The organism is Pseudomonas moorei (genome assembly GCF_008801475.1).
GTDB lineage: Bacteria > Pseudomonadota > Gammaproteobacteria > Pseudomonadales > Pseudomonadaceae > Aquipseudomonas > Aquipseudomonas moorei.
The window spans coordinates 44,582-63,722 of record NZ_VZPP01000011.1 but is presented as its reverse complement, the minus strand read 5'-3'; the positions used below and the strand labels follow the sequence as shown (position 1 = coordinate 63,722).

The following is a 19,141-nucleotide window of genomic DNA, read 5'->3' as shown; positions in this document are numbered from 1 at the left end:
AGGTATTGGCTGAGCAACGCATCGGCCAGAACACGGAAGTCACCTTGCATTTCGCATTGCGCCTGGAGAATGGCGATACGGTGGACAGCACCTTCGATAAGGCCCCGGCGACCTTCAAGGTCGGTGACGGCAACCTGTTGCCAGGTTTCGAGGCGGCATTGTTCGGTTTCAAGGCAGGCGACAAGCGTAATCTGAGCATCGAGCCGGAAAACGCCTTTGGCCAGCCCAATCCGCAAAACGTACAGGTCATTCCGCGCTCGCAGTTCCAGGACATGGAGCTGTCTCCAGGCTTGCTGGTGATCTTCAACGATGCGGCCAATACTGAATTGCCAGGTGTGGTGAAAGAGTTCGACGACACGCAAGTGACCATCGACTTCAATCACCCGCTGGCAGGCAAGACGCTGACCTTTGACGTGGAAATCATTTCCGTCAAAGCGCTGTAAACGCCTTTCTGTAGGAGCCGGCTTGCCGGCGAAGAGGCCTTGAGGCCTCGCGGTGAATCCAATGGCCTCATCGCTGGCAAGCCAGCTCCTACAGTGAGTTGTGACAATCTGAATTTTCGCGCGTAAGACACGAGGCACAGCATGCAAATCAAACTCGCCAACCCCCGTGGCTTCTGCGCCGGTGTGGACCGCGCGATCGAAATCGTTAACCGCGCACTGGAAGTCTTCGGTCCGCCGATCTACGTGCGCCACGAAGTGGTCCATAACAAGTTCGTCGTCGAAGACCTGCGCGCGCGCGGGGCGATTTTCGTCGAGGAACTGGATCAGGTGCCGGACGATGTGATCGTGATCTTCAGTGCCCATGGTGTTTCCCAAGCCGTTCGCACTGAAGCGGCCGGCCGGGGCCTGAAAGTGTTCGACGCCACCTGCCCACTGGTGACCAAGGTGCATATCGAAGTGGCGCGCTACAGCCGCGACGGTCGCGAATGCATTCTCATCGGCCACGCCGGCCACCCGGAAGTCGAAGGCACCATGGGGCAATACGACGCCAGCAATGGTGGTGCGATCTATCTGGTCGAAGATGAAAAGGACGTCGCCGAACTGCAAGTGCGCAACCCCGAGAAACTGGCATTCGTCACCCAGACGACCCTGTCCATGGACGATACCAGCCGTGTCATCGACGCTCTGCGCAAGCGTTTCCCGGCCATCGGTGGTCCTCGCAAGGACGACATCTGCTACGCCACGCAAAACCGTCAGGATGCGGTCAAACAACTGGCCGACGAATGCGATGTCGTGTTGGTGGTTGGCAGTCCCAACAGCTCCAACTCCAATCGCCTGCGTGAACTCGCCGAACGCATGGCGACCCCGGCTTACCTGATTGACGGTGCTGAAGACCTGCAAAAAAGCTGGTTTGATGGCGTCGAGCGCATCGGCATCACGGCCGGTGCTTCTGCACCGGAAGTCCTGGTGCGTGGCGTGATCCAGCAGTTGCAAGCCTGGGGGGCTACCGGTGCTGATGAACTGGCCGGTCGCGAGGAGAACATCACGTTCTCTATGCCTAAAGAGTTGCGCGTTCGTTCCCTGCTCTGATTCCGCTCCCTCCTGCGCATAATGCCTGTTCAGCTTTTTCGCTGCGCAGGCTGACGCGGCCGCTGGACGCCAGCACCACCTGGTGCCGGCTCACCGGTTCGCGGCTGGCACAGACGTGTAATGTCCCCGATTGCAAACCTTTTTTCACTGGTTCGCCCAAATGGCTGAAGCGAATCGACGTCCTGAGATGTTGATTGCCGAACACCGGCACTCGGGTTCCGCTGCGATGCTCCATCAGTAGCGGATTACTGCTGTCTTCATGTCCCTTGCCGCTGACATCCAGAACGATTCGCCAGCCCTGGCTCCAGTCATCGTTTATGCCGTGAATGACGACAGACTGGTTTCGTGTGATCGCGGCAACTCTTGCACTACGCATGCCGCTGGCAAGTGACTTCGCTGCCTCCTCGCGATAGGCCGATTCTGACAGTGCCGCAAACGCCGGACTGACCAGGTGCAGAACAATCCCGACAATTGTCAGTCCCATGAGCAGTTCGATCAGGCTGAAACCGCGCTGATGCATGACATCTCCCTCCCTGAAGTTTTCTCACCCGAGCGATCCGTGCGCGGGCGATGGCGGTGCAACCGGGTTTTGGCGGTCGCATGCTCTGGCGAGCAATTGCAGGTATAGCCAATGGCAGCAGAGGGCACCGATGGAACATCGTTCAAATGGTTTCACGTTGTTGGAATTGCTGGTGGGGATTGCGATCTTTCTGGCCCTGATCACCCTGGCTGTACCTGCGTTTACGCGTTCGGCGCAAATCACCAGGGCCGATACCGAGATCGGTGATCTGCGACGAGTCCTGAACTTCGCGCGACTGGAGGCAATCAATCGCGGCGTGACCACTCGCGTGCGCCCGACAATGGATGGCAGCGTATGGACCGGGGAGTTGTCGGTGTATGACGGTATCGGCACGCCGGCGAATGTATTGCGGGTTGTGCCGGCAATGAGCAGTGACGCGACTCTGACGCTAACCTCGGGTGTGTCGGCCATCGATTTCAACAATCTGGGAGGGTTGGCATCACCGTCCACCGCGGTGGTGATCAGTTATGTATTGGGCAGGCAAAACAGGACGCTGAACCTGTGTTTGAACGGACGAATTCTATTGGGTGGAAGTTGCGGATGAGGCAATGGAGCAAAGCTGCACAGGAGGGCATGACGCTGATCGAAGTCCTGGTTGCCTTGTTGATTCTGAGTGTGGGTCTGTTGGGGGCGGCAGCACTGCAGTTGAATGCGCTCAAGTACACGGACAGCGCGCGCATGACCAGCCAGGCCAGTTTTATCGCCTACGACATGATGGACCGCATTCGCGCCAACGCTGCTGCCGACTACACCATTACGCCACCGACCTCGGGCAATCTGAACGTCGCCCGGGACCAGGATCTCTACGATTTCACCCGCAACATCATCAGTTTTGGCGGCGCCACTGCGACCGGCAACATCAGCCTCAATCAGGGCGTGTATACCATCACCATTAACTGGGACGACTCGCGGGCCGCCAACAACGCCGATTCCCGTCGCAGCTTCGTTCTGAGCAGCCGAGCCACTGCCGACCCGGTGGTCACGCCATGAAGGGATCCAGTCGAGGGTTCGGTCTGATCGAATTGCTCATCGCCCTGGCGTTGAGCCTGGTTGTGGTGTTGGGTGTGGTGCAGGTGTTCATCGCCGCCAAAAACACCTACGTCAGTCAGGACGCCGCCGCAGCCATGCAGGAAGATGCGCGTTTCGTGCTGAGCAAAATGATTCAGGAAATCCGTACGGTCGGCATGTTCGGCTGTCTGGAGACCATTACCGCGGACAGTTCGGCGGGTGATTTCAGTGCCAGCCGGATAACACCGATCAGTTGGGACAATGCCAGCCAAAGCCTGACGCTGGTCACGGCGGATGTCGGCAGTAACGGTGGAACGCCGACATGGACCGTGGTCTCCGATTGTCGGACCAGTGCGAAGGCTTACAGCGAGTCGCGTTCGCCTGGTCCAGGCCAACTGGCATTTCCGATCCGGCGCATAGCCTATGGCTTGAGAAATGATCAGCTGACGATTGCCGTTGGCAGTGGCGCGCAGCGCCGGCAGACGCTGGTGGATAACGTCAAAGCCTTCGACGTGAGCTTCGGCATTGCCAGCTCGGCTACTGATATCGCCGCGTCCAGCTATAGCAGCAATCCATCTGATCCGGCGCGCATTCGCAGCGTGCGGCTGAGCCTGACGTTCTTCGATCCTCACCATCGGGTGAGCGATCAAACCTTCAACGTGGTTGCCGCTCTGCGCAATCGCTTGCCATGAAAGGAAGGGCGATGATTTTTTCATCCGTGATTTCTTTTCGCCAGCGTGGCATGGCGTTGCTGGTCAGTCTGATATTCCTGTTGTTGCTGACGCTGATAGGTGTCTCTTCGATGCAGAACGCCACCTTGCAGGAAAAAATGGCCGGTAGCGTGAGCTTGCGCAATCAGTCGTTTCAAGGCGCCGAGGCTGCCTTGCGAGTGGGCGAGAGTGCTGTTCGGCGGGACAGTTATGCGCTGCCGGTTTGCAGCGGTGGCCTTCAATGCGCGCCACCGGCCGAGTCGTCGACCATTACCTCTGCGGGTTTCAACGCCACCTCCGGAGTGATGTGGGTGGCGTCGGGAAAGGGCTTTTATGGCGTGCAAAACATCGGCGTCACCCGCGACGCCGTGAATGTGCCGATCAATACACAGGCAACCTTGTATCGGATAACGGCGGTAGGCATCGCGGGGTATTCTCGCAGTGTGGTGGAGAGTATCTATGCCAAGTACTGAGCGACTTGCCAGGTTCTCGCCGCTGCTGTGCGGTGTCATCGTAGCGCTGAACCTGTCGGTGCCGGCCCAGGCCATCACGCTGCCGGATTCACCGGCACTGGACCGGCGAACCTGTCTGGCCAATGGCAACTGGTACGGTTTCTATCGCAACAATCATGGCCTGATACCCGTCTGCCTCAAGCTACCTGAGGCGATCAGCGCTAAGATGCTCGACAGCAACGACGATGGCGTGGTCGACAGCAACGATAGGCTTTCGAACGGCGTGACCTTCATCGGAGAGAGTTCGACCCCGGACGCCGATGACAATGGCGCGTCTGCGCACGAATCCACTGGCGACGACACCCCCGGGCTGGAAAAATCCGTCGGCGGCAGCCGTCGCATCATGTGGCGACAAATACAGTAAGTGAGAGTTGAGGCATGCACAGATCCAACCGCGGTTTTACCCTGATCGAAATCATGATCGTGATTGCGATCATCGGGATTGTCATGACCATTGCTGCCCCGAGTTTCACCGAATACCTGAACAAGGGCCGCCGGACCGAAATAGCCAGTCTGCTGACCGAGCAGGCACAAATCCTTGAGCGTTTCTATTCGCAAAAGAATGTCTACACCGATGCCACCGGTCTGAGCGCCGGCAACGACTACTACACCATTACCCCGACCCTGACTGATCAGACTTTCCTGCTGACGGCAGTGCGCAAGCCTGGTACGAGCATGGCTGCGGACAAGTGCGGAGATTTCACTATGACCAATACCGGTGTCCGTGGCATGGTCAACGCCACGGCCGGCCTGACCACCAAGGATTGCTGGGGTCGCTGAGTTTCCTTTTCGGACGCCCCTTTGCGTCCACTGTCTATTTATCGGTTGGATCAGAACATGACCAGGCAACAGCAAGTGGTGATTGTCGGCGGCGGGGTAATCGGTCTGCTGACGGCATTCAATCTCGCGTCCGAAGTGCAGAGCGTTGTGCTGCTGGATCGCTCGAACGTGGGCCAGGAATCATCCTGGGCAGGCGGCGGGATCGTTTCTCCGCTTTATCCTTGGCGTTATAGCCCGGCGGTCACGGCACTGGCCCATTGGTCCCAGGATTTTTATCCGCAGTTGGGTGAGCGCCTGTTTGCTGCCACCGGGGTTGATCCCGAGGTGCATATCACCGGTCTGTACTGGCTGGATCTGGATGACGAGGCCGAGGCGCTGGCCTGGGCTGCGCGGGAGAACCGTCCGTTACGGGCTGTGGATATCTCGGCGGCGCACGATGCGGTACCAGTGCTCGGTGGCGGTTTCTCACGGGCGATCTACATGGCCGATGTGGCCAACGTGCGCAATCCACGCCTGGTGAAGTCGCTCAGGGCGGCGTTGCTGGCGCTGCCGAACGTGACGATCCACGAGCAATGCGAAGTCAGCGGGTTTATCCGTGAAGGCGATACAGTCGTTGGCGTGCATACCTCGACAGGGAGTGTCCATGCGGATCAAGTGGTCCTGACGGCGGGCGCCTGGAGCGGCGACTTGCTCAAGGGCCTCGGACTGGCGTTGCCGGTCGAGCCAGTAAAGGGTCAGATGATTCTCTACAAGTGCGCGGCTGACTTTCTGCCGAGCATGGTGCTGGCCAAGGGGCGTTACGCGATTCCGCGGCGCGACGGGCACATTCTGGTTGGCAGCACCCTGGAACATGAAGGCTACGACAAGACCCCGACCGAATCGGCCCTCGAGAGCCTCAAGGCGTCGGCGGTGGAGCTGATTCCAGCGTTGGCGGATGCTGAAGTGGTGGGGCATTGGGCCGGGTTACGCCCAGGCTCGCCGGAGGGCATTCCTTACATTGGTCGGGTGCCGGGTTTTGAGGGGTTGTGGCTCAACTGCGGGCACTACCGTAACGGGCTGGTACTGGCACCGGCGTCGTGTCAGTTGTTTGCTGATGTGATGCTGGGGCGTGAGCCGATTATTGATCCTGCCCCCTATGCGCCGACCGGGCGGATCTGAGGCCAGTACAAGAGCCGCTCAATCCAGGCCGAATTTCTTCAATCGGTAGCGCATCGACCGAAACGATAAACTCAACCGCTGAGCTGCTGCCGTGCGGTTCCAGCGGGTTTCTTCCAGGGCCTGGAGAATGAGCTGGCGCTCGACGTTATCCAGGTACGCTTCCAGGTTGTCGATCTGTGTCAGGTCGCGCAAGCCCGCTTCAGCGGCGCAGTTGCCCTCGGCCAGGCGCAGGTCGCTGGCCTCGATCTGTTTGTTTTCGCACAGGGTGTGGGCTCGTTCGAGCATGTTTTCAAGTTCGCGCACATTGCCTGGAAAGCGGTAGCTTTTCAGCGCGTCGAGGGCTTGCGGGTGGAGTTTTGCCGCCGGTTGCCCGGTGTCGGCGGCCAGGCGCATGAGCACATGGCCGGCAAGTGGTTCTATGTCGTCGCGGCGCTCGCGCAGGGGCGGAACCCGCAGTTCAATGACATTCAAGCGATAGTACAAATCCTGCCGAAAGCGTTCGGCAGCGACTTCGGCAGAGAGATCCTTGTGGGTGGCGCAGAGGATGCGCACATCGACCATCTCTTCCTGTTGCCCGCCGACGCTGCGCACGGCTTTCTCCTGAATCGCGCGTAGCAGTTTGACCTGCATCGGCAACGGCAGATCAGCCACTTCGTCGAGGAACAGGGTGCCGCCGTGGGCCGCCTGGAACAGTCCGGGTTTGTCTTCAATGGCACCGCTGAAGCTGCCTTTGCGATGGCCGAAAAACTCGCTCTCCATCAGTTCCGATGGAATCGCCCCACAGTTGACTGGCACAAAGGGGCGGTGGCCCCGCGGTCCTCGCTCATGGATCAGGCGCGCGACCAATTCCTTGCCGCTGCCGGACTCGCCGCTGATGTACACCGGCGCCTGGCTGCGCGCCAGTTTGTCGATCTGCTTGCGCATGTCGCGCATGGGCAACGAATCGCCCAGCAAGCGACGATCGATGGCATTGCCTGGAACAGCAAGCAGCAAGGCGCTGGTGACCAGTTCCCGCAGGCGGCCAAGGTCCACCGGTTTGCTCAGGAAGTCGAAGGCGCCGGCCTTCAGTGCATTGATCGCCGTTTCGACATTGCCGAAGGCGGTGATCATGGCCACCGGAACTTGCGGGTAACGTTGCTGGATGTGCTGCACCAGCTCAAGACCGGTGCCGTCCGGCAAACGCATGTCGGTCAGGCACAGGTCGAACGTTTCGCGCTTGAGCAGACCCAGGGCCTCGCCAACATTGCGGGCGCCGCAGGTGTGGAGTTTCATCCGTCCCAGGGTAATTTCAAGGAGTTCGCGGATGTCCGGTTCGTCGTCGACGATCAGGACTTTTTGCCGTGGTCTCTTGTTCAACCTTGTTTCCGTCCGTGAGCAAAGGTAATGCGAAAGCAGCCGCCCTCCTGGCGTGGCTTGAAGTCCAGGCGGGCCTGATTGCTTTCGCACAGCTCACGGGACAGGTAGAGACCCAGGCCAGTGCCATTCTGATGGGTGGTGAAGAAGGGTTCGAACAGGTGTGCTTGATGATCCGAGGGCACGCCTGGACCGTCATCTACAATTTCCAGGATCGGCAACTGGCTATTTGGATCGATGAACAATTCAAGCCAGACCTGCGCCTGCTCGCGGTGCAAGCCACTGTGGCGCCAGGCGTTGCCCACCAGGTTGTCGAGAACCTGCCGCAATTGGTCGGAATCCATCAGCGTCGTGAAGTCCGCGTCAGTGCAGTGCAGATGAATCTGCTGGCGCCCGGTTGCCACCGCGCGGGTTTCGCTTACGAACTGTTCCAGCCATGGCATCAAGTCGAGTCGTTGCGGTAAGGATTGCTGGCGGCGGGACAGTTGCAGGACGTTTTCGATTACCCGATTCATTCGCTCAGAGTGGTCTTGAATAATCTGCGTCAGACGCCGATCCCCGCTGTTCAGTTCCTCCGATTCTTGCAATAGCTGCGCAGCATGACTGATGGCGCCCAGCGGGTTGCGGATTTCATGGGCGATGCCGGCGGTCAGGCGACCAAGGGCGACCAGCTTCAATTGTTGTGCCTGCTGCGTGATCTGGGCGAGATCTTCGAGAAAGACCAGGGTCCGGCGGTTCGGGCTGGTGTCCAGGGCGATGAAGCTTGGGCGCAGCTCCAGACCGCTATTGGTGATCTTCACGCTGTGGGGGCGCAGTGTCGGATTGTTGCGCCAAATGTCCAAGCGCTCGACCAGGGAAGGGCAGTGCTCGTCAATCAGATGGCCCTCCAGACCCTCGCAACCGAACAGTGCCAAGGCGCTGTGGTTGGCAAGCTGTACCCGTCTGTGCTCATCGAGCACCAGAATGCCGGTGCGCATGCGTTGCAGGATCAGTGCATTGAGGGTTTCCAGGCCGATGACTTCACTGGCTCTTTGTTCGGCGAGGTTTTCGCTGAATTCCAGGCGTCGGGTGAGTCCTTGCACCAACAAGGCCGCGGCAAAGCACAGGGCGCCGAGGGTGCCGACCTGCGCGTAATCGCTGGGACTGGCGGGATGGCTGAAGCTCAGCAGGATACTCAAGCCGACGATGCCGAGCGCACCGACCGCAGCGATCAGCAAGCCGATTCGCTCTCGCAACAGGGTGTTGCTGATGGCCACGGACACGATCAACAGGTTGCCAATGGCACTGGCCACACCGCCCGCAGCATAGAACAGAGCGCACAGCAGCAGGACGTCAACCAACGCCAGGCTGAACAATTGCGCCGGACGACGGGTGTTCTCGAAGAACACCACCAGCAGAATGTTCAGTATCAGGTACAGCCAGCTGCCGCCGCGCAGCAACGCGTCGTGGCTGGACGTCAGCAACTGATTGTCCATGTCGCTGGAAATCAACAGCACCAGGATGATGCCGACGCTCAAACGGTAGAGGTGATACAGGCGCAGGAGTCGCTGGGCCTGGTTGCTGCCGGTATGGGGTGCCTCAGCGGTCACTGGAACCGGGGCCTTGCTCCAGGTGAGCCTGGCTGCAGTACCACTTTTGTTGAAGGCTTAGCGCCCGGTCGCGGGGCAGGTGCACGCCGCAATGGGCGCAGCGGACCATGGGAGCCGCTTCCAGCTCGGCAGGGGACTTGGGAGAGGACGCCTGGCGCTTGTTCTTGCGCCAGAACCATATCGCCGCAACTATCAGGGCGATCCAGAATAATTTACCAAGCATGGTGAGCTGCTTTTTTGTTGATGAGCCGGCAGTTTAGCCCGGTACATCACGGGCGCACAGCGTAATGCTCTGCACAAAAAACGGCGTAATAAAAAAGGGAGACTCGAGAGTCTCCCTTTTGGCCCTGGCGGGGTGTCAGTCGAACACGCCGAAGGTCATGTAGCTGAACCACGAACGGTCGCTGTTGTTGCCTTCGGCTTCGTGATTCTGTTCTTTGATCACATCGCCACTGGAATCTTTGGGCTTGAGTTCGCTCGGAATCGCATCCTTGGCGTCCTGGAACTGCTTCTGCACGTCCTGGTTGGCGCGGGTTTCTCCCGGTGGCAGCGGAGGGCGGGACTCGATCAGGCCCAAGGTCGCCTTGCTCAACCACGAACGGTTGTCAGCTTCGGCTACCGACGGCACGAACTGGCCGTCGACCAGGCTAGGATGGTTCGGGTAGTTGAGCTTCAAGGTTTCGAGACTGGTGGCGGCCAGCTCATCCAGGTGCAGGCGCTGGTAGGCTTCGGTCATCACTGCCAGGCCGTCGCCGACCGAAGGCGTTTCCTGGAAGTTTTCCACCACGTAACGGCCACGGTTCGCGGCGGCCACATAGGCCTGACGGGTCAGGTAGTAGTTGGCCACGTGAATTTCATAGGCCGCCAGCAGGTTGCGCAGGTAGATCATGCGCTGCTTGGCATCCGGTGCGTAACGGCTGTTCGGGAAGCGGCTGGTCAGCTGGGCGAACTCGTTGTAGGAGTCGCGGGCGGCGCCCGGGTCACGCTTGGTCATGTCCAGGGGCAGGAAGCGTGCCAGCAGGCCGACGTCCTGGTCGAAAGAAGTCAGGCCCTTGAGGTAGTAGGCGTAATCGACGTTCGGATGTTGTGGGTGCAGGCGAATGAAACGCTCGGCGGCGGCTTTGGCAGCCTCTGGCTCGCTGTTCTTGTAGTTGGCGTAGATGAGCTCGAGTTGAGCCTGATCGGCATAACGACCGAACGGATAACGCGATTCCAGAGCCTTCAGCTTGGCAGTGGCGCTGGTGTAGCTATTGTTGTCCAGATCGGCCTGGGCCTGTTGGTACAACTCGACTTCACTCAGGTTTTCGTCTACGACTTCCTTCGATGAGCAAGCAGCGGTCAATGCGAGGATGGCGATCAGCAGCAGGTGTTTCACTTGCATGGCGGCTTGCGTCCCTATGACGGCCGCTGTCTTGGGCGTGGCCGTCCTGTTATGATGAGCGCCCCGTTGAATAGCCTCGGGGCAAAAGACGCCGTATTTAACCACAAGCGCGCAGCCGAAACCAAAGGCTGTGCCGACGCCTAGTCTGAGCATGTCCGATAAAATTGAACTTCGCGCAGAGGTGCCGTCCGAATTGGGCGGCCAACGCCTCGATCAAGTCGCCGCACAATTATTCGCTGAGCACTCGCGCTCGCGCCTTTCCGCCTGGATCAAAGACGGCCGCCTGACTGTGGATGGGGCGGTTATCCGCCCGCGAGACATCGTTCACGGCGGCGCCATTCTTGAACTCACTGCCGAGCAGGAAGCTCAGGGCGAATGGGTCGCTCAAGACATTGCCCTGGACATCGTCTATGAAGACGACGACATCCTGGTGATCAACAAGCCTGCGGGCCTGGTGGTGCACCCGGCAGCCGGTCACGCTGATGGCACTTTGCTCAACGCCTTGCTGCACCATGTGCCGGACATTATCAACGTGCCGCGCGCCGGTATCGTGCACCGTCTGGACAAGGACACCACCGGTCTGATGGTGGTGGCCAAGACCATTCAGGCGCAAACGCAACTGGTGACTCAGTTGCAGAGTCGCAGTGTCAGCCGGATCTACGAGTGCATCGTGATTGGCGTGGTGACGGCTGGCGGCAAGATCAATGCGCCGATCGGTCGTCATGGTCAGCAGCGCCAGCGCATGGCGGTGATGGAAGGGGGCAAGCAAGCCGTCAGCCATTACCGTGTGCTCGAGCGTTTCCGCTCCCACACTCACGTGCGGGTGAAGCTGGAAACCGGTCGTACGCACCAGATTCGCGTGCATATGGCGCACATCAACTTCCCGTTGGTCGGAGATCCTGCCTACGGCGGTCGTTTCCGTATTCCGCCGGCAGCCAACCCGACCATGGTCGAATCCTTGAAAAACTTCCCGCGTCAGGCGCTGCATGCGCGCTTCCTGGAACTGGATCATCCGACCACCGGTCAACGCATGAGCTGGGAATCGCCATTGCCGGAAGATTTCGTCTGGTTGCTGACCCTGCTCAAGCAAGACCGTGAGGCGTTCATCGGATGAGTGACTGGCTGATTCCTGACTGGCCCGCGCCGGCCGGGGTCAAGGCCTGTGTGACCACCCGTGCGGGCGGCGTCAGTCAGGCGCCGTTCGACAGCCTCAACCTTGGCGATCACGTCGACGACAGTCCTGAAGCTGTCGCCGAAAATCGCCGTCGCCTCACCGATCATTTCTCCATTCAACCGGCCTGGCTGCAACAGGTCCACGGCATTGTCGTGGCCCATGCCGACCCGAGCCAGGTGGTCACTGCCGACGCCAGCTGGACGGCGACGCCCGGCATCGCTTGCGCGGCCATGACTGCCGACTGCCTGCCAGCGTTGTTTTGCGACCGCGCCGGCACTCGCGTCGCGGCGGCCCATGCCGGTTGGCGCGGGTTGGCGGCTGGCGTGCTGGAAGCCACTCTCGACAGCCTGGACGTACCACCCGCCGACGTATTGGTATGGCTCGGCCCGGCCATCGGCCCGCAAGCCTTTGAAGTCGGCCCGGAAGTGCGCGAAACCTTCGTTCAGCAATTGCCGCAAGCAGCGGATGCTTTCGTGCCAAGCGTAAACGCCGGCAAATTCATGGCTGACATCTATAGGTTGGCGCGTTTGCGTTTGGCAGCCCGCGGTGTCACCGCCGTTTATGGTGGCGGTTTTTGCACCGTGACCGATCAACGCTTCTTTTCTTATCGCCGTGCGTCCCGCACCGGCCGGTTTGCCTCCCTTATCTGGCTGTAGTGCCCTGAATAAAGAGTGCTGTTACTCGTAAGGCAGGGCACCACGCTAGACTTGTCTGATCTGCATCAACATCACGACGCTTGAATCTCCCAGAATCGACCGCATCTATTGTGCTATCTGGCAGGTTTCTTCATTCAGGATGTTTTATAGGTCCGGCCTGCTCAAAAGGAAGGTGACCCATGCGTATAGACCGTTTAACCAGCAAATTGCAGTTAGCTTTGTCCGACGCCCAATCCCTGGCCGTCGGTCTCGACCATCCGGCCATTGAACCGGCGCACTTGATGCAGGCCCTGCTTGAGCAGCAGGGTGGTTCAATCAAACCTCTGTTGATGCAAACAGGCTTCGACATCAACAGCCTGCGTAAAGAGCTGACCAAAGAGCTCGACCAGCTGCCGAAAATCCAGAACCCGACTGGCGACGTCAACATGTCGCAGGATCTGGCGCGCCTGCTCAATCAGGCCGATCGGCTGGCCCAGCAGAAGGGCGACCAGTTCATCTCCAGCGAGCTGGTGCTGCTTGCCGCCATGGACGAGAACAGCAAGCTCGGCAAATTGTTGCTTGGCCAGGGCGTGAGCAAGAAGGCCCTGGAAAATGCGATCAACAACCTGCGCGGTGGCGAGGCGGTCAATGATCCTAACCACGAAGAGTCGCGTCAGGCGCTGGATAAGTACACGGTCGACCTGACCAAGCGCGCCGAAGAGGGCAAGCTGGATCCGGTGATTGGCCGTGACGACGAAATTCGCCGGACCATTCAGGTGCTGCAACGCCGCACCAAGAACAATCCGGTGTTGATCGGTGAGCCCGGGGTCGGCAAGACCGCCATCGCTGAAGGTCTGGCCCAGCGCATCATCAACGGCGAAGTGCCGGACGGCCTCAAGGGCAAGCGCCTGTTGTCCCTGGACATGGGGGCGTTGATTGCCGGCGCCAAGTATCGCGGCGAGTTCGAAGAACGCCTGAAGTCCCTGCTCAATGAACTGTCGAAGCAGGAAGGTCAGATCATTCTGTTCATCGACGAATTGCATACCATGGTCGGCGCCGGCAAGGGCGAAGGTTCGATGGATGCGGGCAACATGCTCAAACCGGCATTGGCTCGTGGTGAACTGCATTGCGTCGGCGCAACCACACTCAATGAGTACCGCCAATATATAGAGAAGGACGCCGCCCTCGAGCGACGCTTCCAGAAAGTGTTGGTGGACGAGCCGAGTGAAGAAGACACCATCGCGATCCTGCGGGGCCTGAAAGAGCGTTACGAGGTTCACCACAAGGTGGCGATCACCGACGGTGCGATTATCGCGGCGGCCAAGCTCAGCCACCGCTATATCACTGACCGCCAGTTGCCGGACAAGGCCATCGACCTGATCGATGAAGCCGCCAGCCGCATCCGCATGGAGATCGACTCCAAGCCGGAAGTGCTGGACCGCCTGGAACGTCGCTTGATTCAGTTGAAGGTGGAATCCCAGGCGCTGAAGAAAGAAAGCGATGACGCGGCGAAAAAACGTCTGGAAAAACTCCAGGAAGAAATCGTTCGCCTTGAGCGTGAGTACTCGGATCTCGAAGAAATCTGGAACTCGGAAAAGGCCGAGGTTCAGGGCTCTGCGCAGATTCAGCAGAAGATCGAACAGTCCCGTCAGGAACTGGAAACCGCGCGCCGAAAAGGCGACCTGAACCGCATGGCCGAGTTGCAGTACGGGGTGATCCCGGACCTGGAGCGCAGCCTGCAGATGGTCGACCAGCATGGCAAAAGCGAAAACCAGTTGCTGCGCAGCAAGGTGACTGAAGAAGAGATCGCGGAAGTCGTGTCGAAATGGACCGGGATTCCTGTGTCGAAAATGCTCGAAGGCGAGCGCGACAAGCTGATGAAGATGGAAAGCCTGTTGCACCAACGCGTGATCGGCCAGGACGAAGCGGTGGTCGCGGTTTCCAACGCGGTGCGACGTTCCCGTGCCGGTTTGGCCGACCCGAATCGCCCGAGTGGTTCGTTCATGTTCCTCGGCCCGACCGGTGTCGGTAAAACCGAGCTGTGCAAGGCACTGGCGGAGTTCCTCTTTGATACTGAAGAGGCGATGGTGCGCATTGATATGTCCGAGTTCATGGAGAAGCATTCCGTGGCTCGCCTGATCGGCGCTCCACCGGGCTACGTAGGCTATGAGGAGGGCGGTTACCTGACCGAGGCGGTGCGTCGCAAGCCTTACTCGGTGATCCTGCTGGACGAGGTCGAGAAGGCGCATCCGGATGTGTTCAACATCTTGCTGCAAGTGCTCGAGGATGGGCGGCTGACTGACAGCCATGGCCGCACGGTGGATTTCAAAAATACCGTGATTGTCATGACGTCCAACCTGGGCTCGGTGCAGATCCAGGAATTGGTCGGTGATCGCGAGGCCCAGCGTGCAGCGGTAATGGACGCGATTTCCTCGCACTTCCGGCCGGAGTTCATCAACCGGGTCGACGAAGTGGTGATCTTCGAGCCTTTGGCGCGGGATCAGATTGCCGGCATTACCGAGATCCAGTTGGGGCGTCTGCGCAGTCGCCTGACTGAGCGGGAACTGAAGCTGGAACTCAGCCCTGAGGCCATGGATAAGCTGATCGCGGTAGGCTACGACCCGGTTTATGGCGCTCGCCCGCTGAAACGAGCGATCCAGCGCTGGATCGAAAACCCGCTGGCTCAGTTGATTCTGTCGGGTCGTTTCATGCCCGGCGATACTGCCAAGGGCGTTGTGGAGAACGACGAAATCGTCTTCGTTTGATCCACTGCAGGAGCGAGCCAGCTCGCGATGGTCATTAACGATAACGCGTGTTATCAGGCTAAACGCGGCGCTCAAGAGTTCTTCGCGAGCAAGCTGGCTTCTACAAAAACGCGTAACTGAACAGGAGGCCTCGCATTGCGAGGCCTTTTTTTCGTTAGGCTGTTGAACTTAAAGGAAAAGGCTTGTAAAGTGCGCCCCGCAGTCAGTCACCCGCCAGGGTTTCCGCTCCCCAAGCAGGAATCCAAAATAAGTTGCAAATCATTAACTTGAAAGCAATTTAGGGGGTTGACAGAGGTGCTGAAGATTGTAGAATAGCGCGCCTCAGACACACGAACGCAGCGATGCGAACGAGTCGAAGAGAACGCAGTAAAGCTTCACCGTTGTAAATTGAAATATGTAGTTCCGTGATAGCTCAGTCGGTAGAGCAAATGACTGTTAATCATTGGGTCCCAGGTTCGAGTCCTGGTCACGGAGCCAATTTCAAACCGGGGTATAGCGCAGTCCGGTAGCGCGCCTGCTTTGGGAGCAGGATGTCAGGAGTTCGAATCCCCTTACCCCGACCATTTTTGGGTCGTTAGCTCAGTTGGTAGAGCAGTTGGCTTTTAACCAATTGGTCGTAGGTTCGAATCCCACACGACCCACCATTTTTGAAACCAGTTAAGTCTGGGATCAAATCTTAAGATCAGACGCCAAAAGCTCTGTTCGCAGAAGGCGCCTTTCAAAGGTGCCTTTTTTTTACCGGGGTATAGCGCAGTCCGGTAGCGCGCCTGCTTTGGGAGCAGGATGTCAGGAGTTCGAATCCCCTTACCCCGACCATACTAAAAATCCTCGTATCGAAAGATACGGGGATTTTTTTTGCCTGCGAAAAAGCATTTCGTTTCAAGTCATCGTACAACTTGCCGATAACGAGCTGTCGGGGCACAGCCCCCGCTCAAGCCAACAACAAGAAAGGCGCCCGCTATGTTTCTTCGACAGTTGAATATTGCCCCACGTGCTGCGTTGGGTTTCGCCTTGATTGCGGTGCTGGTGGCGCTGCTCGGAATATTTGCACTGGGGCAAATGTCGAGCATCCGCGAGAGTGAGGTGGCGGTGGAGAAACAGTGGCTGCCGAGTATTCGTGGTGGCGACGAGATCCGCGAGATCATGCTGCGCATCCGCACGATATCCCTGCGCATGGCCCTGGATCAGGACCCGAAGAACATCGCCCAATACCGCAGCCAAATGGATACCCGCGACAAGGAACTGAGCGAAAAGATTGCCGCCTATGACAAGCTGGTCACCACGGCTGAAGGCAAGGCGCTGTACGAGCAGTTCAAAAATACCTTTGCGGCCTATCGCGCTGGCATTGCCCAGTCGTTCACCCTGGCCGAACAGGGGCGTCGTGACGAATTGACCAAACTGTTGCTGGTGGACATGAAGACTGTGGTCGACGGTTCCGGCAAGCAACTCAGTGATCTGGCTGAACTGTTTACCAGACAAGTCGCGGCGGAAAGCGACAAGTCCAAAGACCACTACGAAACCTCACGCACCATCGTGAGTGTGTTCATCGCCCTGGCGGCATTGGCCACGGTTGGCCTGGCCATGTTGCTGACCCGTAGCATCGTGCGCCCCCTGAGTGACGCTGTGAGCGCTGCAGAGCACGTGGCGCAGGGCGATCTGACCCGCCCGATCGAAACCCATGGCAATGACGAAGTCAGTCGTTTGCTCAAAGCGTTGGCGACCATGCAGCAAACCCTGCGGGACACCCTGCAGGGTATCAGTGGATCAGCCACGCAATTGGCCACGGCGGCCGATGAGTTGAGTGCCGTGACCCTCGATAGCACCCAGGGCCTGCAACAGCAGAACAACGAGATTGAGCAAGCGGCTACGGCGGTCAATGAAATGACCATTGCTGTTGAAGAGGTTGCGCGCAACGCGGTCTCCACGTCCGATGCCACCCGCCAGTCCAGTGAGTCCGCGCATCAAGGGCAGGAGAGAGTCAGCGAAACCGCCAGTGCGATCAGTGCGCTGGCCGACGACGTGCAGAGTACCGGTGATTTGGTGCAATCGCTGGCCAATCAATCCCAGGATATCGGCAAGGTGCTGGATGTGATTCGCGCCATTGCCGAACAAACCAACTTGCTGGCGCTCAACGCGGCCATTGAAGCCGCACGCGCGGGCGAGAGTGGTCGCGGGTTTGCGGTGGTGGCCGATGAAGTTCGCGCGTTGGCCTATCGCACGCAGCAATCGACCCAGGAAATCGAACAGATGGTGCAGGGCATGCGCAATGGTTCGAGCCTGGCCCTGGAGGCTATGAATGCCAGCGCCTCCCGTGCCGCCAGCACGCTGGTGCTGGCCGAGAGGGCAGGTGAGGCGCTGCAAACCATCACGGCGTCGGTGCATCAGATTCACGAGCGAAACCTGGTGATCGCCAGTGCGGCCGAGGAGCAGGCCCAAGTGGCGCGTGAGGTCGATCGCAATCTGGTGAATATCCGCGACCTGTCTGTGCGTTCAGCCGCCGGGGCCGATCAGACCAGCGCATCGAGCCATGAACTGTCGCAGTTGGCGAATGCCCTGCAGGGGATGGTGCGGCGCTTCCGGGTGTAATGTTCTCGGAAAAAATGTGGGAGCGAGCAGGCTCACTCCCACAGTGGTTGTGCGGTATCAGTGCAACTTGAGCCGTGGCTCGGTGCCGCGTCCGATCTTGCTGCCCAGCATCAGCATTGCTGTGCGGAACGGCCCGTACAGCGCCATCTGGTGCATGCGGTACAGCGACACGTAAAACATCCGCGCCAGCCATCCTTCAAGCATCACGCTGCCGGTGAGATTACCCATCAAGTTACCCACGGCAGAAAACCGCGACAGCGAGATCAGCGAGCCGTAATCGGTGTACTTGTACTCAGGCAATACCTTGCCTTCAATCCGCAGTTTCAGCGACTTGGCCAGCAGCGACGCCTGTTGATGCGCAGCTTGCGCGCGCGGCGGCACGTTGCGGTCGGTGCCCGGTTGCGGGCAGGCCGCGCAGTCACCGAAGGCGAAGATATTCTCGTCACGGGTGGTTTGCAGGGTCGGCAACACTTGCAGTTGATTGATGCGGTTGGTTTCCAGGCCGTCGATGTCCTTGAGGAAGCCCGGTGCACGAATGCCGGCGGCCCAGACTTTCAGGCTGGCGTTGATGACTTTGCCATCGACGGTGATCAGGCTGTCCGCCGTCACTTCGCTAACCGCCGCATTGGTCATGACGTTGACCCCGAGCTTTTCGAGGGTTTTATGCACAGGCCCGCCAATTCGCTCCGGCAGCGCAGGCAGAACCCGTGGCCCGGCTTCGATCAGGGTGATGTGCATGTTTTCCGGCTTGATCCGGTCCAGGCCATAAGCCGCCAGTTCGTGGGCGGCATTGTGCAGTTCGGCGGCCAGTTCGACCCCGGTGGCACCGGCGCCGACGATGGCAACGCTGATCTGTTCGACCTTGTCGGTCTGCCCGGCATGCGCGCGCAGGTAGTGGTTGAGCAGCTGCTGATGGAAGCGCTCGGCCTGTTTGCGGGTGTCGAGGAACAGGCAATGTTGGGCCGCGCCCTGGGTGCCGAAATCGTTGGTCGTGCTGCCGACGGAAATCACCAGCGAGTCGTAAGCCACTTCCCGCGCCGGAACCAGCTCGAGGCCGGCTTCGTCATAAGTGGCGGCCAGCTGAATTTTCTTCTGCGTGCGATCGAGCCCGCTCATGCGCCCCAACTGGAACTCGAAATGGTTCCATTTTGCCTGGGCAACATAATTGAGTTCGTCTTCGGAAGAGTTCAGGGAACCAGCCGCCACTTCGTGCAACAGCGGTTTCCAGATGTGGGTCAGGTTCGCGTCGACCAGCATTACACTGGCGATGCCGCGTTTACTCAGAGTCTTACCCAGACGGGTAGCCAACTCCAGACCGCCGGCGCCGCCGCCAACGATGACAATACGATGAGTCATGGGGATATCTCGCAAGGCTAAA

The 19,141-nt window shown here is 59.2% G+C and carries 19 protein-coding genes, 4 tRNA genes and 1 pseudogene; 18 read left to right on the top strand and 6 right to left on the bottom strand.

The genetic code is table 11. The features are described from left to right. Window positions 1-5 precede the first annotated feature (5 nt). Both fkpB and ispH read left to right on the top strand, forming a co-directional pair. The gene (gene fkpB, locus F7R06_RS21280) at window positions 6-443 is read left to right on the top strand and encodes an FKBP-type peptidyl-prolyl cis-trans isomerase (protein WP_174552507.1); all 438 of its coding nucleotides are present in this window, start codon (window positions 6-8) and stop codon (window positions 441-443) included. A gap of 141 nt (window positions 444-584) precedes the next feature. After that, entirely contained in the window at window positions 585-1,532 is a 948-nt protein-coding gene (gene ispH, locus F7R06_RS21275; RefSeq protein ID WP_090325275.1) for a 4-hydroxy-3-methylbut-2-enyl diphosphate reductase, read from the top strand. Here ispH and F7R06_RS21270 read toward each other — a convergent pair. Then, window positions 1,501-2,052, bottom strand: a complete 552-nt coding sequence (locus F7R06_RS21270) for a GspH/FimT family pseudopilin (RefSeq protein WP_090325273.1) — start codon at window positions 2,050-2,052, stop codon at window positions 1,501-1,503. The genes ispH and F7R06_RS21270 overlap by 32 nt on opposite strands. Before the next feature lie 130 nt (window positions 2,053-2,182). Between F7R06_RS21270 and F7R06_RS21265 the strand changes: the two genes are divergently transcribed. The 7 genes from F7R06_RS21265 to thiO are packed head-to-tail and all read left to right on the top strand — an operon-like array spanning window position 2,183 to window position 6,280. After that, on the top strand, window positions 2,183-2,656 hold the full coding sequence (locus F7R06_RS21265; protein ID WP_090325271.1) for a GspH/FimT family pseudopilin: 474 nt from the start codon (window positions 2,183-2,185) through the stop codon (window positions 2,654-2,656). Next, window positions 2,653-3,102 carry a type IV pilus modification protein PilV gene (gene pilV / locus F7R06_RS21260; RefSeq protein ID WP_090325269.1) on the top strand — a complete coding sequence of 150 codons (450 nt, stop codon included), beginning with the start codon at window positions 2,653-2,655 and terminating at the stop codon, window positions 3,100-3,102. The genes F7R06_RS21265 and pilV overlap by 4 nt, the downstream gene beginning before the upstream one ends. Then, the gene (locus F7R06_RS21255; protein WP_090325267.1) at window positions 3,099-3,812 is read left to right on the top strand and encodes a prepilin-type N-terminal cleavage/methylation domain-containing protein; all 714 of its coding nucleotides are present in this window, start codon (window positions 3,099-3,101) and stop codon (window positions 3,810-3,812) included. The genes pilV and F7R06_RS21255 overlap by 4 nt, the downstream gene beginning before the upstream one ends. An 11-nt stretch (window positions 3,813-3,823) precedes the next feature. Next, window positions 3,824-4,303 carry a pilus assembly PilX family protein gene (locus tag F7R06_RS21250; protein WP_090325265.1) on the top strand — a complete coding sequence of 160 codons (480 nt, stop codon included), beginning with the start codon at window positions 3,824-3,826 and terminating at the stop codon, window positions 4,301-4,303. Then, window positions 4,290-4,706 carry a hypothetical protein gene (locus F7R06_RS21245; RefSeq protein ID WP_090325263.1) on the top strand — a complete coding sequence of 139 codons (417 nt, stop codon included), beginning with the start codon at window positions 4,290-4,292 and terminating at the stop codon, window positions 4,704-4,706. Before F7R06_RS21250 ends, F7R06_RS21245 begins: the two co-directional genes overlap by 14 nt. 14 nt (window positions 4,707-4,720) lie before the next feature. After that, on the top strand, window positions 4,721-5,122 hold the full coding sequence (locus F7R06_RS21240) for a type IV pilin protein (RefSeq protein ID WP_090325261.1): 402 nt from the start codon (window positions 4,721-4,723) through the stop codon (window positions 5,120-5,122). 57 nt (window positions 5,123-5,179) lie between these two features. After that, window positions 5,180-6,280, top strand: a complete 1,101-nt coding sequence (gene thiO, locus F7R06_RS21235) for a glycine oxidase ThiO (RefSeq protein ID WP_090325259.1) — start codon at window positions 5,180-5,182, stop codon at window positions 6,278-6,280. 18 nt (window positions 6,281-6,298) lie between these two features. Here the strand turns inward: thiO and F7R06_RS21230 are convergent, their stop codons facing one another. The 4 genes from F7R06_RS21230 to F7R06_RS21215 all read right to left on the bottom strand — a co-directional run bounded on the left by F7R06_RS21230 (window position 6,299) and on the right by F7R06_RS21215 (window position 10,603). Then, the gene (locus tag F7R06_RS21230) at window positions 6,299-7,636 is read right to left on the bottom strand and encodes a sigma-54-dependent transcriptional regulator (protein ID WP_090325257.1); all 1,338 of its coding nucleotides are present in this window, start codon (window positions 7,634-7,636) and stop codon (window positions 6,299-6,301) included. Continuing rightward, the gene (locus F7R06_RS21225; protein WP_090325255.1) at window positions 7,633-9,222 is read right to left on the bottom strand and encodes an ATP-binding protein; all 1,590 of its coding nucleotides are present in this window, start codon (window positions 9,220-9,222) and stop codon (window positions 7,633-7,635) included. Before F7R06_RS21225 ends, F7R06_RS21230 begins: the two co-directional genes overlap by 4 nt. Further along, window positions 9,212-9,445, bottom strand: a complete 234-nt coding sequence (locus F7R06_RS21220) for a PP0621 family protein (RefSeq protein ID WP_090325254.1) — start codon at window positions 9,443-9,445, stop codon at window positions 9,212-9,214. The genes F7R06_RS21225 and F7R06_RS21220 overlap by 11 nt, the downstream gene beginning before the upstream one ends. A 135-nt stretch (window positions 9,446-9,580) precedes the next feature. Further along, window positions 9,581-10,603 carry an outer membrane protein assembly factor BamD gene (locus tag F7R06_RS21215; RefSeq protein ID WP_090325252.1) on the bottom strand — a complete coding sequence of 341 codons (1,023 nt, stop codon included), beginning with the start codon at window positions 10,601-10,603 and terminating at the stop codon, window positions 9,581-9,583. Window positions 10,604-10,754: 151 nt separating this feature from the next. On the opposite strand from F7R06_RS21215, the gene rluD reads away from it, so the two are divergent. The 9 genes and pseudogenes from rluD to F7R06_RS31555 all read left to right on the top strand — a co-directional run bounded on the left by rluD (window position 10,755) and on the right by F7R06_RS31555 (window position 17,763). Next, window positions 10,755-11,717: a 23S rRNA pseudouridine(1911/1915/1917) synthase RluD gene (gene rluD / locus F7R06_RS21210; protein ID WP_090325250.1), complete on the top strand. Its 963-nt coding sequence runs from the start codon at window positions 10,755-10,757 to the stop codon at window positions 11,715-11,717. Beyond that, on the top strand, window positions 11,714-12,433 hold the full coding sequence (pgeF, locus tag F7R06_RS21205; RefSeq protein WP_090325248.1) for a peptidoglycan editing factor PgeF: 720 nt from the start codon (window positions 11,714-11,716) through the stop codon (window positions 12,431-12,433). The genes rluD and pgeF overlap by 4 nt, the downstream gene beginning before the upstream one ends. A 179-nt stretch (window positions 12,434-12,612) precedes the next feature. Then, a complete protein-coding gene (gene clpB, locus F7R06_RS21200) occupies window positions 12,613-15,177 on the top strand; it encodes an ATP-dependent chaperone ClpB (protein WP_090325246.1) in 2,565 nt (854 codons plus the stop codon). 401 nt (window positions 15,178-15,578) lie between these two features. Continuing rightward, window positions 15,579-15,654 (top strand) — tRNA-Asn (locus F7R06_RS21195). A gap of 9 nt (window positions 15,655-15,663) precedes the next feature. Beyond that, window positions 15,664-15,740: transfer RNA gene (locus F7R06_RS21190), tRNA-Pro, on the top strand. Between the two features lie 5 nt (window positions 15,741-15,745). Continuing rightward, window positions 15,746-15,821: transfer RNA gene (locus F7R06_RS21185), tRNA-Lys, on the top strand. A 95-nt stretch (window positions 15,822-15,916) separates the two neighbouring features. After that, a tRNA-Pro gene (locus F7R06_RS21180) sits at window positions 15,917-15,993 on the top strand. 144 nt (window positions 15,994-16,137) lie between these two features. Beyond that, window positions 16,138-16,908 (top strand): annotated as a pseudogene (locus F7R06_RS31560) (MCP four helix bundle domain-containing protein); the annotation flags it as partial. Continuing rightward, complete coding sequence (locus F7R06_RS31555) at window positions 16,900-17,763, top strand: methyl-accepting chemotaxis protein (protein ID WP_425415233.1); 864 nt, start codon at window positions 16,900-16,902, stop codon at window positions 17,761-17,763. The pseudogene F7R06_RS31560 and the gene F7R06_RS31555, both read left to right, overlap by 9 nt. Window positions 17,764-17,820: 57 nt before the next feature. On the opposite strand, the gene F7R06_RS21170 is transcribed toward F7R06_RS31555, so the two are convergent. Continuing rightward, on the bottom strand, window positions 17,821-19,119 hold the full coding sequence (locus F7R06_RS21170) for an NAD(P)/FAD-dependent oxidoreductase (protein ID WP_090325240.1): 1,299 nt from the start codon (window positions 19,117-19,119) through the stop codon (window positions 17,821-17,823). Window positions 19,120-19,141: the final 22 nt, after the last annotated feature.

Bases quoted from the DNA above. Each gene is read 5' to 3' on its own strand.
- ispH (WP_090325275.1), top strand. From the start codon at position 585: ATGCAAATCAAACTCGCCAACCCCCGTGGCTTCTGCGCCGGTGTGGAC.
- F7R06_RS21270 (WP_090325273.1), bottom strand. From the start codon at position 2,052: ATGCATCAGCGCGGTTTCAGCCTGATCGAACTGCTCATGGGACTGACA.
- F7R06_RS21265 (WP_090325271.1), top strand. From the start codon at position 2,183: ATGGAACATCGTTCAAATGGTTTCACGTTGTTGGAATTGCTGGTGGGG.
- pilV (WP_090325269.1), top strand. From the start codon at position 2,653: ATGAGGCAATGGAGCAAAGCTGCACAGGAGGGCATGACGCTGATCGAA.
- F7R06_RS21255 (WP_090325267.1), top strand. From the start codon at position 3,099: ATGAAGGGATCCAGTCGAGGGTTCGGTCTGATCGAATTGCTCATCGCC.
- F7R06_RS21250 (WP_090325265.1), top strand. From the start codon at position 3,824: ATGATTTTTTCATCCGTGATTTCTTTTCGCCAGCGTGGCATGGCGTTG.
- F7R06_RS21245 (WP_090325263.1), top strand. From the start codon at position 4,290: ATGCCAAGTACTGAGCGACTTGCCAGGTTCTCGCCGCTGCTGTGCGGT.
- F7R06_RS21240 (WP_090325261.1), top strand. From the start codon at position 4,721: ATGCACAGATCCAACCGCGGTTTTACCCTGATCGAAATCATGATCGTG.
- thiO (WP_090325259.1), top strand. From the start codon at position 5,180: ATGACCAGGCAACAGCAAGTGGTGATTGTCGGCGGCGGGGTAATCGGT.
- F7R06_RS21220 (WP_090325254.1), bottom strand. From the start codon at position 9,445: ATGCTTGGTAAATTATTCTGGATCGCCCTGATAGTTGCGGCGATATGG.
- F7R06_RS21215 (WP_090325252.1), bottom strand. From the start codon at position 10,603: ATGCAAGTGAAACACCTGCTGCTGATCGCCATCCTCGCATTGACCGCT.
- rluD (WP_090325250.1), top strand. From the start codon at position 10,755: ATGTCCGATAAAATTGAACTTCGCGCAGAGGTGCCGTCCGAATTGGGC.
- pgeF (WP_090325248.1), top strand. From the start codon at position 11,714: ATGAGTGACTGGCTGATTCCTGACTGGCCCGCGCCGGCCGGGGTCAAG.
- clpB (WP_090325246.1), top strand. From the start codon at position 12,613: ATGCGTATAGACCGTTTAACCAGCAAATTGCAGTTAGCTTTGTCCGAC.
- F7R06_RS31555 (WP_425415233.1), top strand. From the start codon at position 16,900: ATGCAGCAAACCCTGCGGGACACCCTGCAGGGTATCAGTGGATCAGCC.
- F7R06_RS21170 (WP_090325240.1), bottom strand. From the start codon at position 19,119: ATGACTCATCGTATTGTCATCGTTGGCGGCGGCGCCGGCGGTCTGGAG.